The sequence below is a fragment of the Streptomyces sp. JLBT605 genome (assembly GCF_058215555.1).
This window is the reverse complement of the sequence record NZ_CM177087.1, coordinates 2726961-2740944: the sequence shown is the minus strand read 5'-3', so window position 1 is coordinate 2740944 and position 13984 is coordinate 2726961. Positions and strand designations below refer to the sequence as shown.

The 13984-nt window shown below is 71.6% G+C and carries 12 protein-coding genes and 1 pseudogene; 12 read left to right on the top strand and 1 reads right to left on the bottom strand.

What is annotated here, in order from left to right:
- Window positions 1-181 precede the first annotated feature (181 nt).
- From AC4BDD_RS12010 to AC4BDD_RS11955, 12 genes and pseudogenes are all read left to right on the top strand, one after another.
- The gene (locus tag AC4BDD_RS12010) at window positions 182-604 is read left to right on the top strand and encodes an NADH-quinone oxidoreductase subunit A (protein ID WP_490690987.1); all 423 of its coding nucleotides are present in this window, start codon (window positions 182-184) and stop codon (window positions 602-604) included.
- Window positions 595-1329, top strand: a complete 735-nt coding sequence (locus AC4BDD_RS12005) for an NADH-quinone oxidoreductase subunit B (protein WP_490690986.1) — start codon at window positions 595-597, stop codon at window positions 1327-1329. Before AC4BDD_RS12010 ends, AC4BDD_RS12005 begins: the two co-directional genes overlap by 10 nt.
- Entirely contained in the window at window positions 1326-2768 is a 1443-nt protein-coding gene (locus AC4BDD_RS12000) for an NADH-quinone oxidoreductase subunit C (protein ID WP_490690985.1), read from the top strand. Before AC4BDD_RS12005 ends, AC4BDD_RS12000 begins: the two co-directional genes overlap by 4 nt.
- Complete coding sequence (locus tag AC4BDD_RS11995) at window positions 2765-3730, top strand: complex I subunit 1/NuoH family protein (protein ID WP_490690984.1); 966 nt, start codon at window positions 2765-2767, stop codon at window positions 3728-3730. The genes AC4BDD_RS12000 and AC4BDD_RS11995 overlap by 4 nt, the downstream gene beginning before the upstream one ends.
- Window positions 3731-4321 (top strand): NuoI/complex I 23 kDa subunit family protein, encoded by a 591-nt coding sequence (locus AC4BDD_RS11990; protein ID WP_490690983.1) that lies wholly within the window; start codon window positions 3731-3733, stop codon window positions 4319-4321.
- Entirely contained in the window at window positions 4318-4983 is a 666-nt protein-coding gene (locus AC4BDD_RS11985; RefSeq protein ID WP_490690982.1) for an NADH-quinone oxidoreductase subunit J family protein, read from the top strand. Before AC4BDD_RS11990 ends, AC4BDD_RS11985 begins: the two co-directional genes overlap by 4 nt.
- Window positions 4983-5351, top strand: a complete 369-nt coding sequence (gene nuoK / locus AC4BDD_RS11980; protein ID WP_490690981.1) for an NADH-quinone oxidoreductase subunit NuoK — start codon at window positions 4983-4985, stop codon at window positions 5349-5351. Before AC4BDD_RS11985 ends, nuoK begins: the two co-directional genes overlap by 1 nt.
- A complete protein-coding gene (locus tag AC4BDD_RS11975; protein ID WP_490690980.1) occupies window positions 5348-7426 on the top strand; it encodes an NADH-quinone oxidoreductase subunit 5 family protein in 2079 nt (692 codons plus the stop codon). Before nuoK ends, AC4BDD_RS11975 begins: the two co-directional genes overlap by 4 nt.
- 18 nt (window positions 7427-7444) lie before the next feature.
- Entirely contained in the window at window positions 7445-9052 is a 1608-nt protein-coding gene (locus AC4BDD_RS11970; RefSeq protein WP_490691748.1) for a complex I subunit 4 family protein, read from the top strand.
- Window positions 9052-10722 carry an NADH-quinone oxidoreductase subunit N gene (locus AC4BDD_RS11965; protein WP_490690979.1) on the top strand — a complete coding sequence of 557 codons (1671 nt, stop codon included), beginning with the start codon at window positions 9052-9054 and terminating at the stop codon, window positions 10720-10722. The genes AC4BDD_RS11970 and AC4BDD_RS11965 overlap by 1 nt, the downstream gene beginning before the upstream one ends.
- Before the next feature lie 264 nt (window positions 10723-10986).
- Window positions 10987-11847: a zinc metalloprotease HtpX gene (gene htpX, locus AC4BDD_RS11960; RefSeq protein WP_490690978.1), complete on the top strand. Its 861-nt coding sequence runs from the start codon at window positions 10987-10989 to the stop codon at window positions 11845-11847.
- Window positions 11844-12002 (top strand): annotated as a pseudogene (locus AC4BDD_RS11955) (YccF domain-containing protein); the annotation flags it as partial. The gene htpX and the pseudogene AC4BDD_RS11955, both read left to right, overlap by 4 nt.
- On the opposite strand, the gene AC4BDD_RS11950 reads toward AC4BDD_RS11955, so the two are convergent.
- Window positions 11938-13905: a recombinase family protein gene (locus tag AC4BDD_RS11950; RefSeq protein ID WP_490690977.1), complete on the bottom strand. Its 1968-nt coding sequence runs from the start codon at window positions 13903-13905 to the stop codon at window positions 11938-11940. The pseudogene AC4BDD_RS11955 and the gene AC4BDD_RS11950 overlap by 65 nt on opposite strands.
- Window positions 13906-13984: the final 79 nt, after the last annotated feature.

The window sequence follows — 13984 nt, the reverse complement described above, 5'->3', positions numbered from 1 at the left end:
ATCGGAGGAAGGTGACGGGGGATAACCCCACCGCATGCCGGACGGCCGGGTCACCGCATGCCGGACAGGAGGACCACCCTTCGGCGGCAGGGCCTAGACTCCCGTGCGTACGGATCGTCGGACACCTGATCTCGGCGAAAGAAGCAGGCCAGACAGGCAGGACAGGGAGCGAGGGGCGGACGTGCCGGAGGCATCGACCGTGCGCATCACCGGTGCCGACCATGTCCAGCTGGCGGCCGACTACTTCCGGGACTACTCGGTGGTCGGCGTGCTGGGCGTCATCGGCGTGCTCTTCGTCGCCGTGGCCTTCGGCGCCGGCCGGCTGCTGCGGCCGGCGGTACCGACGCCGGAGAAGCTGCTCACCTACGAGTGCGGCGTGGACCCGGTCGGCGAGGGCTGGGCACACACCCAGATCCGCTACTACGTCTACGCCTTCCTGTATGTGATCTTCGCGGTGGACGCGATCTTCCTCTTCCCGTGGGCGACGGTGTTCGCCGCGCCGGGCTTCGGCGGGACGACCCTGGTGGAGATGTTCATCTTCCTCGGCTTCCTCGCCGTCGGCATCCTGTACGCCTGGAAGAAGGGCGTCCTCGAATGGACGTGAGCCCCGTGAACTCCGCGAACCCCGGAACGCCTGTGACGCCCGCGACCCCGGCGACACCCGCCGCGCCCGAACTCCTGCCGGAGCCGAAGAGGCTGGGTGTGCTCTCGCGGCTGGCTCCCGAGCCCATGAAGGTCGTCCTCAACTGGGGACGCCGGTACAGCCTGTGGGTGTTCAACTTCGGCCTCGCCTGCTGCGCGATCGAGTTCATCGCGGCGTCGATGGCCCGCCACGACTTCATCCGGCTCGGTGTCATCCCGTTCGCGCCGGGACCGCGCCAGGCCGACCTGATGATCGTCTCCGGCACGGTCACGGACAAGATGGCGCCCGCGGTGAAGCGGCTGTACGAGCAGATGCCCGAGCCCAAGTACGTGATCTCCTTCGGCGCCTGCTCCAACTGCGGCGGTCCCTACTGGGACTCGTACTCGGTGACCAAGGGCGTCGACCAGATCATCCCCGTCGACGTCTACGTGCCCGGCTGCCCGCCGCGCCCGGAGGCTCTGCTCCAGGGCATCCTCAAGCTCCAGGAGAAGATCGCGAACGAGTCGCTGGGCGACCGGTACGCCAAGGCCGGCGCCGCGGGCCGCGCGTCCACCGCCGCGCTGCGCAGCGGCCTGGTCACCCCGCCGCCGGCCCCCACCACGGCCCCGTCGGACGCGTCGGGCGATTCGGACGCGTCCCGGTCCACGTCCCCGGCCACCCGACCCGAGGCGGAGGGCGAGCGATGACCGCCCCTGACGAGCGCCCGGCCGAGCACGCCGCCGACGCGGCCGAGGCGGAGCAGGCCATGGCCCCCGCCGAGCAGCCCGCGGTCGGCTGGCTGCCCGGCCCGGCCGACGCGATCTTCGGCGAGGGCGCCACGGCCGAGGAGGCGTACGACCTGCTCACCGTGGACGTGCCCGCCACCGGCTGGATCGCCGCGCTGGAGCAGGCCCGCTCCACCCTCGGCTGCACCTACTTCGACTGGCTGAGCGCTGTCGACGAGCCCGGCACCGGCTTCCGGATCGCCGCCCACGTCGCCGCGCTCGCCCGGCCCGGCGACGGCGGCCCCGCCGTGCGGCGCCTGCTGGTACGGACCACCGTGCCGCACGACGCCCCCGCGCTGCCCACCGCCACCGGCGTGTACGCGGGCGCGGGCTGGCACGAGCGCGAGACCCACGAGATGTTCGGTGTCACCTTCACCGGTCACCCCCACCTCGAGCCGCTGCTGCTGCCCGAGGGATTCGAAGGGCACCCGCTCCGCAAGGACTTCGTGCTGGCGGCGCGGGTGGCCAAGGCGTGGCCGGGGGCGAAGGAGCCGGGGGAGTCGGACCACGGCGGCCCCAAGCGGCGCCAGATGCTGCCGCCCGGCGTGCCCGACCCCAACGAATGGGGCCCGCTCAAGGGCCAGCTCCCGCCTGCCCCGGCGCGCCCGGCGCGTGGGGCGCGGGCGGCGGGCGCCGCCGCGGGCGAGCGCCCGGTCCGGCGGGCCCGCACCGCGAGCGCGGGCTCGGCGAGCCAGGGGGCCGAGGCGGCCTCGGCCTCGGCGGCCCCCGGGACCACGGCCGCGGGTGCGGCCGCCGCCCCGGCCGGCGTGGAGCGTCCGGCCCGCCGGTCGCGGACCGCGTCCGCGGGCTCCGCCAGCCAGCGCGAGGCGGCCCCCGAGACCCAGGAGACCCCGCCGACCCCGGAGACCCCGCAGAGCCCGCAGAGCCCGGAGACCCCGCAGACCCCGGAGGCCACCCCCGCCGAGGGCACCGCTCCGGCCGGGCCCGCACGCCCGGCCCGCCGGTCGCGTACGGCGGCGGGGGGCTCCGCCAGCCAGCGTCCGGAGGCCGCCGAGGCGGCCCCGGCGGAGGGCACCGCCCCGGCCGACGGTGCCGCGGCGCCGACCGACCGCGCTGCCGCGCCGACCGACCGTGCCGCCTCGCCGGTGCGTCCCGCCCGGCCGAGCCGGCGATCGTCGGACGCGCCGTGGCATCACCCGCGCCCGGCCCATGACGAGCCGTCGCCGGACGAGAAACCCTCCGCGCCGCAGTCCGCCGAGCCCGCCGAGCCGGTCGAAGCAGCCGGCGCGGACGGCTCCGAGGGCAGCCAGACAGACGCGGGCAACCGGACCGGTACGGCCCAGGACCAAGGCCAAGGTCAGGGCCAAGACCAAGATCAGCACGACGGAGGCGACAGGTGAACGACGTATTCGACGTCGCTCTGCGACTGCTCGCCGTCTTCGGGGTCTTCCTGGTCTTCCCGCTGGTCGTCGGGCAGACCGAGCACAAGGTCATGGCCCATATGCAGGGCCGCCTCGGACCGATGTACGCCGGTGGCTTCCACGGCTGGGCCCAGCTGGTCGCCGACGGTGTGAAGTTCGCGCAGAAGGAAGACGTGGTTCCGGCCGGGGCCGACCGCCGGATCTTCCAGCTCGCGCCCGCCGTCGCCCTGCTGCCCTACCTCGTCGTGCTCGTCGCGGTGCCCATCGGCCCCGGCGAGGGTGCGGTCGGGCGGTTCGTGGACGCCGGGATCTTCTTCGTCCTCGCCGTGATGGGCGTGGGCGTGCTCGGTTCGCTGATGGCGGGCTGGGCCTCGGCCAACAAGTTCTCGCTGCTCGGAGGCTTGCGGACGGCCGCGCAGCTGATGGCGTACGAGCTGCCGATGCTGCTGACCGCCGCCTCGGTGGCGATGGCGGCCGGTACGGTCTCGCTGCCCGGGATCCTCGACGCGTTCGAGTGGTGGTGGGTGCCGTGGCAGATCGTCGGCGGTCTGGTGTTCTTCACCGCCGGGCTCGCCGAGCTCCAGCGCCCGCCCTTCGACGCGCCGGTCGCCGACTCCGAGATCATCTTCGGCGCGTACACCGAGTACACCGGGCTCCGCTTCGCGCTCTTCCTGCTCGCCGAGTACGCGGGCATCGTCGTGCTCTGCGCGCTGACCACCGTGCTCTTCCTGGGCGGCTGGCACGGTCCGTTCGCCGACGGGCTGGGCTGGCTGTGGACGCTGCTGAAGACCGCGGTCCTGGCGTTCGTCGTGATCTGGCTGCGGGTGACCTATCCGCGGCTGCGCGAGGACCAGCTGCAGAAGCTCGCCTGGACCGTCCTCATCCCGCTCGCACTGGCCCAGATCGCCCTCACCGGCGTCGTCAAGGTGGTGATCTCCTAGATGGGCATTCCCGGATCCGGCCTGGCCAAGGGCCTGGCCGTCACCCTGCGCACGATGACGCGGAAGTCGCACACCGTGCAGTACCCGGACGTCCTGCCCGAGCTGCCGCCGCGCACCCGGGGCGTGATCGGGCTGTTCGAGGAGAACTGCACGGTCTGCATGCTGTGCGCGCGCGAGTGCCCGGACTGGTGCATCTACATCGACTCCCACAAGGAGACGGTGCCGCCGGCCGCGCCCGGCGGACGGGAGCGCAGCCGCAATGTGCTGGACCGCTTCGCCATCGACTTCTCGCTCTGCATGTACTGCGGTATCTGCATCGAGGTCTGCCCCTTCGACGCGCTGTTCTGGTCGCCGGAGTTCGAGTACGCCGAGACCGACATCCTCGAACTCACCCATGAGCGCGACAAGCTGCGCGAGTGGATGTGGACGGTGCCCGCGCCGCCCGCGCTGGACCCGAGCGCGGAGGAGCCGAAGGAGATCGCCGCGGCCCGCAAGACCGCCGACAAGCTCGCCGCCGAACAGGCCGCGCAGGCCGAACAGGCTGCCGGACCCGAGCGTCCGCACGACCAGCCGCAGGAGGGCGACGCGTGACCCTCGCCGCCGCACAGCACGGCTTCCTCTCTCCGACCGGCGTGGAGATCGTCTTCCTGCTGGTCGCCGTCGTCACCTTCGGCGCGGCCGTCATCACCGTCACGACCCAGCAGCTGGTGCATGCCGCACTCTGGCTGGTCGTGACGCTGGGCGGACTCGCCGTGGAGTACCTGCTCCTGACGGCCGAATTCATCGCCTGGGTGCAGGTGCTGATCTATGTCGGCTCCGTCGTGGTGCTCCTCCTCTTCGGCCTGATGCTGACCAAGGCGCCCATCGGGCGCTCGCCGGACGCCGACTCGGGCAACCGCTGGGCCGCCCTCGCGGTGGCCATGGCCGCCGCCGGCACGCTCTCCTGGGTGGTGATAGACGCCTTCCGTACCACCTGGATCAACGTCGAGGGGGCCGTCCAGGGTTCCACCGCGGTGTCCGGAGAGAGTCTTTTCCGCCACTGGGTGCTGCCGTTCGAGGCGCTGTCGGTGCTGCTGCTCGCCGCACTGGTCGGCGCGATCGTCCTGGCGCGCAAGGACGGTGCGGTCAAGGACGGTGCGGTCAAGGACGGTGCGGTCAAGGACGGCTCCGGTACGGCAGGCCGCGCCCTCGGCCGGCCGGGCGAGCCGCGTAAGCCGAGCGAGCCGACCGAGTCCGGCAAGGAGAAGCGCTGATGCACCTCGCCTACCCGGCGGTCCTCGCCGTGCTGCTGTTCTGCACCGGCCTGTACGGCGTACTGGCCCGGCGCAACGCGATCCTGGTGCTGATGTCGGTCGAGCTGATGCTCAACGCCGTCAACCTCAACCTGGTCGCCTTCGACGTCTGGCTGCGCGACACCCTGCACGCGGGCCAGGCGTTCACCCTGTTCATCATCGCCATCGCCGCCGCCGAGATCGGCATCGGCCTGGCCATCGTGCTGCTCGTGTACCGCAACCGCGGCACGGCCGACGTCGACAAGCTCACCGACCTCGCCGAAGGGTCCGGGGCCGGCGGCCCGGTGGACGCCGACCGCGGGGAGAAGAAGGCGGAGGCCGCCGCGTGACGACCACGACCACCGCCGTTCTCGTCCCGCTGCTGCCCTTCCTCGGTGCCCTCGCCGGCCTGCTGCTCGGCCGGCGCGCCCCCGGGTTCGTACGGCCGCTCGCCGTCCTGCCGACCCTGACCGCCGCCGTGCTGGCCGTGGTCGTCGCCGCCCGGCAGGGTGGCGGCGAGGCCGTGCACGCCGCGACCCGGCTGGCCGACACCGGCTCCGTGCCCATCGACCTCGCCCTGCACATCGACGGCTTCGCGGCGCTGGTCGCGGTGCTGGTCGGCGTGGTCGCCTCCTGCGTGCAGATCTACTCGACCGGCTATCTCCGCGACGACCCGCGCTATGCCTCGTACGCGGCGATCGTCTCCCTGTTCACCTCCGCGATGCTGCTGGTCGTCTACTCCGACGACCTGATGGTGCTGCTGGTCGGCTGGGAGATCATGGGCATCTGCTCGTACTTCCTGGTCGGGCACTACTGGGAGACCGCGGCCGCCCGCTCCGCCTCGCTCAAGGCGTTCCTCGTCACCAAGCTCGGCGACGTGCCGTTCCTGATCGGCATCTTCGCCCTCGCCGCCGACACCGGAACCTTCCGGATCAGCGTCATCTACACCCGGCTGACCTCCTCCGCTTCGGACTTCCAGCTGGACCACCCGACCGTGATCGCGCTGCTGCTGCTGGCCGGCGTCGCGGGCAAGTCGGCGCAGTTCCCGCTGCACAGCTGGCTGCCGGACGCGATGGCCGGCCCCACTCCGGTGTCCGCGCTGATCCACGCCGCCACCATGGTCGCGGCCGGTGTCTACTTCATCGCCCGCCTGCTGCCCGTCTTCGCCGCCTCGGCCGCCGCACTGGCGGTGCTCGCGGTGATCGCGGCGGTCACCATGGTCGGCTCGGCGCTCGCCGCCCTGGCCCAGGACGACATCAAACGCGTGCTGGCGTACTCCACCATCGGCCAGCTCGGCTACATGACCGGGGCGCTGGCCGTCGGCGACCGCGGCGCGGCCGTCTTCCACCTGATCAGCCACGGCGCGTTCAAGGCGCTGCTGTTCCTCGCCGCGGGCGTGATCATCCACGCGGCGGGGACCAACTCGCTGGCCACCATGGCGCGGGCCGGCGGTATCGCCAAGAAGGCGCCGGACGCCTACTGGACGATGACCATCGGCCTGCTCGCGCTGGCCGCCCTGCCGCCGTTCAGCGGGTTCTTCTCCAAGGAGGCGGTGCTGGGCGCCGCCGAGCACACCGCGCTCGGCCATGAGGACGGGGTGCCGGCCGCGGTCGGCTGGACCGTGCTGATCGCCGGGCTGGCCACCGCCGTGCTCACCGCGGGCTACGCCGCCCGGCTGTGGCTGATGACCGGTGCGCCCGGGCGCGCCGCGGCCGCCGCGCCTGTCGGTGACACCGGGCCGGCCACCGGCACCGAGCAGGCCACCGACAGCGAGCAGGGCGGCGCCGCACACGGCGCCCGCATCCCGCTCGTCATGAACGCGGTGCTGTGGGTGCTCGCCGTCCCCGCCCTCGCCGCCGGACTGCTCTTCGTCCCGCTGCCGGACTGGTTCGACGGGCGCTCCCTCGACCCGACCCTGACCACCACCGTGCTGGGCACCGGCCTCGCCCTGGTCGGCGCCCTGGTCACCTACGGCACCTGGCGGCACTCCACCGCCCTCGCCGCCCGCGGCCGGCCGGCCCCCTCGCTGGCCGCCCTCCCGCCGGCCGCCGAGCCCGCCGTCACCGAGATCGAGGCGATCTCCGCCCACGAGGCGGCGTACGGCGACGGCGCGGCACCGGACGGCGGCGACCCCAGCCGCCTGCTCCTCGGCCCGCTGCACCGCCACGCCGCGGCCGGTTTCCACCTCGACGCCGTCTACCGCGCGCTGTTCATCCGCCCGGTATGGGGCGCCGCCCGGCTCGTCCGCTTCCTCGACCGCGAGGTCGTGGACGCCTACGTCCGCGGCGCGGGCACCGCGCCCGGCTGGCTCGGCGCGGCCGTCCGCCGCGCCCAGACCGGAAACGTGCAGACCTACCTCAGCGCACTGCTCGCCGGGTCCCTCGTCCTGGCCGTCGCCGCCGTCCTCGTCGCAGCGGGAGCCTGACCCGTGAACCACACCACCATGCAGCTCCTCCTCGCGGCCCTCGTCGTCCTCCCTCTGCTCGGTGCCGTCGCCGCCCTGCTGCCCGCGCCGCCCGGCCTGAAGGGGCGCAGCCCCGAACAGGCCGTACTGCGGCACGGCGTCACCGTCACCGGCGTCGTCCTGGCCGCGGCCATCGCGCTGGCCGCCGGATTCGACCACGACGACCCGGCCCGGATGCAGGCGCAGACCGACCTCAGCTGGATCCCGGCCCTGGACATCCGCATCCACCTCGGGGTGGACGGCGTCTCGCTCCCCCTCCTGGTGCTGACCGCGCTGCTGACCTTCCTGTGCGCGCTCTACAGCTACTTCACGATGCCCGCGGGCCCGTCCCCGAAGGCGTTCGTCGCGCTGCTGCTCGTGCTGGAGTCCGGCACGCTGGCCAGCTTCGCCGTGCTCGACCTGATGCTGTTCTTCCTGGCGTTCGAGATGGTGCTCATCCCGATGTACTTCCTCATCAACCGATGGGGAGGCGAGGACCGGGAGCGCGCCGCCTGGCGGTTCATCCTCTACACACTGCTCGGCTCGGTCGTGATGCTGCTGGGTCTCCTCCTCATCGGCCTCAAGGGCGGCACCTTCGACATGGTGGCACTCGCCACTGACAACGGGTCAGGGCTGAGCCACACCACCCAGCTCATCGCGGTCCTCGCCATCGGCATCGGGCTCGCCGTGAAGGCACCGATGTGGCCGCTGCACACCTGGCTGCCGGACGCCCACACCGCCGCCCCGACGGTCGGCTCGGTGCTGCTGGCCGGCGTGCTGCTGAAGATGGGCACCTACGGCTTCGTACGGATCGTGCTGCCCATCGCCCCCGAGGGGGCGCACACCTTCGCCCCCTACCTCGCCGCCTTCGCGGTCACCGGGATCATCTACGGCTCCCTGGCCTGCCTGGCGCTGGCCCGCACCGGCGCCAAGGGCGACCTGAAGCGGCTCATCGCCTACTCCTCGGTGGGCCACATGGGCTTCGTGCTGCTGGGCATCGCGACCCTCACCCCGACCGGTGTGAACGGCGCGCTGTTCGCCAACATCGCCCACGGCCTCATCACCGGCCTGCTCTTCTTCCTGGTCGGCGCGCTCAAGGACCGGTACGGCACGACCGACCTCGACCAGCTCGCCGGCCGCACCGGCGCCGCCCTCTACGGCCGGGCGCCGCGCCTGGGCGGGCTGCTCGCCTTCGCCGCGATCGCCTCGCTCGGCCTGCCGGGACTGGCCGGGTTCTGGGGCGAGATGCTCGCCATGTTCGGCGCGTTCGACCCGGCGGCCGGCCTCAGCCGCCCGGCCTTCCTCACCTACCTCGCCCTCGCCGCGTTCGGCACCCTGCTCACCGCCGCGTACATGCTGGTCGTGGTCCGCCGGGTGTGCATGGGCGAGCACCCGGGGGAGCCCGGATTCGGGATCGAGACGGCGGCCGGGACCGGAGCCGGAGCCGCCGGATCCGACGCGGTGCCCCGGCTCGTCGACGTGCGTGGCCACGAGTTCGCCGCCTGGACCCCGCTCGTCGTCCTCACCGTCCTCGCCGGACTCTGGCCCGCGGCCCTCCTCGGCCTCACCGACCCGGCCGTGCAGCAGCTCCTCGCAGGAGGCAACTGATGACCGTCAGTGCCGCGAACCTCGTCCAGTCCGTCGACTGGCTCGCGATCGCCCCGCCCACCATCGCCGCCGTGGCCGGGCTCGTCGTCCTGGTCGCCGACCTCTTCCTGCCCGAGCGGCGCAAGCCCTGGCTCGGCTGGATGGCGGTGGCCGGCCTGGTGCTGGCCGGGCTGTCGCTGCTGCCCCTGACGGAGGGCGACCGGAGCACCTTCTGCCTGACCACCCCCGGCGCGGGCGACCTGTGCTCCTATGTCGCCGACGACTTCACCGTCGCCATCCAGCTGCTGGTGCTCGGCGGCGCCGTGCTCGCCGCGCTGCTCTCCATCGACCTGGTGGCGGACGAGAAGATCCCGGCAGGCGAGTTCTGGTTCCTGCTGCTGTCCGCCGTCGCGGGCGCGGTGCTGCTGCCCGCCTCCCGCGATCTGGCCACCCTGATCGTCGCCCTGGAAGTGGCCTCGCTGCCGTCCTTCGCGCTGGTCGGGCTGCGCCGCGGCGACCGGCTCTCCTCCGAGGCCGCGCTGAAGTTCTTCCTCTCCTCGGTCACCGCGACCGCCGTCACCCTGCTCGGCGTCAGCTTCGTCTACGCCGCGACCGGCACCCTGCACCTGACCGGGGTCGCCGAGGGCCTGACCCGGGTCGACCCGCGGCTGGAGACCCTGGCGCAGACCGGAGTGGCCCTCACCCTGGTCGGCTTCGCCTTCAAGACCGCGGCCGTCCCCTTCCACTTCTGGGTGCCCGACACCTATGTGGGGGCTCCGCTTCCGGTCGCCGGCTATCTGTCGGTGGTCGGCAAGGCCGTCGGCTTCACCGGGATCATCCTGGTCACCGTCCTCGCCTTCCCGTCGTACGACGAGGTGTGGGGCCCGGCGCTGGCCGTCCTCGCCGCGCTCACCATGACCGCCGGCAACGTCGCCGCACTGCGCCAGCGCCCGGAGCGCGCGCACAGCGCGGTGCGCCTGCTCGCCTGGTCGTCGGTGGGCCAGGCCGGCTATCTGCTGGTCCCGATCGCCGCCGCCGGATACGCCGACGGCGCATCGGACGCCCGCCACGCCGTCGGCGCCACGGTGGCGTACGCCCTGATGTACGCCGCGGTGAACCTCGGCGCGTTCGGGGTCGCCGCGCTGGTGGCCCGCAGCAGCCCGGCCAACCGCCTCACCGACTACCGCGGCCTGTACGCCACCCGGCCGGCGGCCGCGCTCGCCCTCGGCTTCTTCCTGCTCTGCCTGGCCGGACTGCCGCCGGGCATCATCGGCCTCTTCGCCAAGGTCACGGTCTTCTCCGTGGCCGTGGACGCGGGCCTGGGCTGGCTCGCCGTCGTCATGGCGGTGAACGTCGTGATCGCCCTCTACTACTACCTCCAGTGGACGGCGGTGCTCTTCCGGGCCCGGCAGGAGCCGGCCGAGGCGGGCGCCGACTCCGGCGCCGGGGCCGGAGCCGGAGCCGCCGGGGCCGGCGAGGCCCGGGCGGGGGAGCCGGGCGCCGGAGCGGCGGAGCCCACCGGCGCCGCCACCCCGGTCGCCGTCCTGACGCCCGCCGGAGCGGTGAGCGCCACCCGGGCGCCCGTCCCGGTGCCGCTGACCCTCGCCATCGCGCTCGCCGCCGTGCTCGGTGTCGCGCTCTCCGGGGCCCCGGAGCTGGCACTGCGGTTCGCCTCGGGCAGCTTGTTCTAGCCGCTCGCCCCAGCCGCTCGCCCCAGCCGCTCGTCGCCGCCGCTCGGTCTGGCCGCTTCCGGCTGTTCGCCGCCGCCGTCTCATGCCGGCCGCTCCAGGCCACGACGCCCCGTCACCCGCCCTCACCCGCATGGCCGAATCGCACCTTCGGTGCACAAGGGAACTAGTGCTCTTCGTCTGGCGTTGACCAGAACAGGAGGGTCCACTGGAAGGTGGATAAACCTGGCAAAGGGTTCCCCTGCCGCGTCAATTGGAGGGCGTACCGTGCACCGTCGGCACAACGGGCTCAAGACCGCCGTACTCCTCGGCGCGATGTCGGCCCTGATCATCGTGATCGGCAGCCTCTTCGGTCGTGCGGGCCTGGTCATCGCCGTGTTCGTGGCCCTGGCCACCAACGCGTACGCCTACTGGAACAGCGACAAGCTCGCTCTGCGCGCCATGCGCGCCCGCCCGGTCAGCGAGTTCGAGGCCCCGCAGCTGTACCGCATGGTGCGCGAGCTCTCCACCGCCGCCCGGCAGCCCATGCCGCGGCTCTACATCTCCCCGACCGACGCGCCGAACGCCTTCGCCACCGGGCGCAATCCGCGCAATGCCGCGGTCTGCTGCACCGAGGGCATCCTGCGCCTGCTCGACGAGCGCGAGCTGCGCGGCGTCATCGGCCATGAGCTCAGCCACGTCTACAACCGCGACATCCTGATCTCCTCGGTCGCCGGCGCCCTCGCCTCGATCGTGATGTTCCTGGTGAACTTCGCCTGGCTGATTCCCATAGGCCGCTCCGACGACGACGAGGGCCCGGGCATTCTGGGCATGCTGCTGATCATGATCCTCGGCCCGCTCGCCGCCTCGCTCATCCAGCTGGCCGTGAGCCGCTCCCGGGAGTACGAGGCCGACGCCTCCGGTGCCCAGCTCACCGGCGATCCGCTGGCCCTCGCCAGCGCCCTGCGCAAGCTCGACGCCGGCACCAAGGCACTGCCGCTCCCCCCTGAGCCACGCCTGGAGACGGCCGGCCACCTCATGATCGCCAACCCCTTCCGGCCGGGCGCGGGCATGGCCAAGCTGTTCTCCACCCACCCGCCGATGGCCGAGCGCATCGCCCGCCTGGAGCAGATGGGAGGCCCCCGATGAGGGCCGTCGTCAACCTGATCTGGCTGATCCTCTCCGGATTCTGGCTCGCCTGCGCCTACGTCATCGCCGGGGTGGTGCTCTGCGTGACCATCATCGGCATCCCGTTCGGGATGGTCCTTCTGGGTGCAGCATCGCGCTCGGGTCGACCCGCCCTTCGATGACCAGGGGCGGAAGCAGCTCAGGCTCCGGGAGCGGCACCCGCTCCACGTCCGCAAGGGCAGCGTTCACGCGCTCCCAGGTGCCGTCCGCCTTCCAGACGCTGAAGTGCTTCTGAGCCTGAATGGTCGCGCCAGTTTCCTTGATCACGTTGGGCCAGGACTTCCCGGTCCGCGCTTTGTGGAAGATGGCGTCCACAGACCGGCGTACGGTGCCCTTGTAGCCGGTCGGTAGCAAGGGAGCCACCTTGGCCCAGTCGTCGTCCGAGAGCGCGGCAGCGGGCACGTCGCGACCGGCAGCGGTGTACCAGGCACGCACGGTGCAGGGAGCCCCGCCCCGACGATCATCGGGAACCGGGCCCGTAACCGTGACCTTGAGTTCCAGCATCGACAGGATGGCTGCTTGCTGCTCCGGCTCCATGTCGGGGAACGACTCCTTCGCCATCCTGGCAAGAGCCTGAAGATCCCGGGCGCGCCGGTCTGTCTCCTCCATTTCGGCGAGCCACTCGGCCGCTTCATGGCGCAGGTTCTGAAGCTGTTGAAGCTCTTCGTTCAGAGTCGCGGTCGCGGCCGCGATGGCGTCGGGCGACGTGCTGAGTTTCGCGGTCGCCACGATCACAGCTGCGATGGACGCATTCATGCCTTCGATCTGCTGATCGAGATCGGCGATCCGATCAGCCAGAGCGGACTGATCCCCCTGTGCCATGCCGATCCATTCGGCCGCCAGCTCTTCGAGCTTTTCGCTGTCACTTGCGATTTCAGTGACCTTTTTCCACACGTGACTTTCGAGCGCATCGGCATCGATATACGAGCAGCCGCAAGGTTTGTCGCTGAGATTGCGGGAGTGGCTTCCGGAGCAACGGTAGTAGCGGGCGACTTCTCGCTCCGCCGCCCGGCTGATTCCGGTGTACGTCTTTCTGCACAGGCTGATCACCCGGCCGCTGAGGGGATAGAACTCCCGCCGTCCGCTGCTCCGCTTGGCTCCCTCAGCGACCTTGCGCCGCAGCTCCGAGCTCTGCTCCTCGGTCAGCACGCGCGGCAGCTCGATTTCGATCGTCTCACCCCAGATGGGGTTGCTCTCGCCGTCCGTCTTGGCGTGCTTGCCGCGGAAGACGATCACGCCGTCGAGAACGGCTGTTGACATGATTCGATCGCGCAAGTTGTCACGTGTCCACGCCTTGCCCGACCGGGTCTTGATTCCTTCGGCGTTGAGACGGATGGCAGCCTTGCGGAGGTTGAGCCCTTCAGCCACGACGAGTTGGTACACGTAATGCACGACCGTCTTTTCATCCTCGTCGATCACCAGATACGAACCAGGCATGCCCTTGTCCGCGATGCGGTAGCCGTATGGAGGGCGCCCACCCATGTGCGCGGCCGGGGTCAGCTCGGCTTTCTCCTGCAAGCCGCCCTGCGTGCGCTCACGGATGGTCTCCCATTCGGTTTCGGCATAGTCGGCGTCGCGGCGCATCTTCTTGCGACCCTCGGCCGTGGTGTTGTCGTAGTCGTCTGCTACGACCGCCACATACACGCCGATGTCTTCAAGGGCCCAGACCCATCGCCAGAAGGCACGACCGTTGCGGCCGATCACTCGGCCGTCTGGTACGACCACGATGTCGAAGGGGCGCGGAGTCTGTTGTGCCTCCTCCATCAGGTGCTTGAGGTCACCGCGATCCGCCGCCTCCAGAGTCCCCGAGACTCCGTCGTCCTTGTACGTCCCGACGTGGGCCCAGCCTTTGAGCGCGATGTGGCGGACAGTCTTCCTGCTCTGCCGGGCCACGCCATAGCCCTTCTTCTGGTCCTCAGTGGAAACCCGCAGATAGTCAACGGCGCGCAGCGTGCGCGTACCGGACCCCCGAGCGGCTGTCTCCATGGCTGAGGCCAGACGTGTGCTTACATTGGACATGTCGACTCCCAATCAGTCGGCCAGCCCCGGGGCGGTGCCAGCCGCCGCCGGGGCGCTTTGTCAACTGGCATTCTACCGC

Coding starts and splice junctions, on each gene's coding strand:
- AC4BDD_RS12005 (WP_490690986.1), top strand. CDS start 595: ATGGACGTGAGCCCCGTGAACTCCGCGAACCCCGGAACGCCTGTGACG.
- AC4BDD_RS12000 (WP_490690985.1), top strand. CDS start 1,326: ATGACCGCCCCTGACGAGCGCCCGGCCGAGCACGCCGCCGACGCGGCC.
- AC4BDD_RS11990 (WP_490690983.1), top strand. CDS start 3,731: ATGGGCATTCCCGGATCCGGCCTGGCCAAGGGCCTGGCCGTCACCCTG.
- nuoK (WP_490690981.1), top strand. CDS start 4,983: ATGCACCTCGCCTACCCGGCGGTCCTCGCCGTGCTGCTGTTCTGCACC.
- AC4BDD_RS11970 (WP_490691748.1), top strand. CDS start 7,445: ATGCAGCTCCTCCTCGCGGCCCTCGTCGTCCTCCCTCTGCTCGGTGCC.
- AC4BDD_RS11965 (WP_490690979.1), top strand. CDS start 9,052: ATGACCGTCAGTGCCGCGAACCTCGTCCAGTCCGTCGACTGGCTCGCG.
- AC4BDD_RS11950 (WP_490690977.1), bottom strand. CDS start 13,905: ATGTCCAATGTAAGCACACGTCTGGCCTCAGCCATGGAGACAGCCGCT.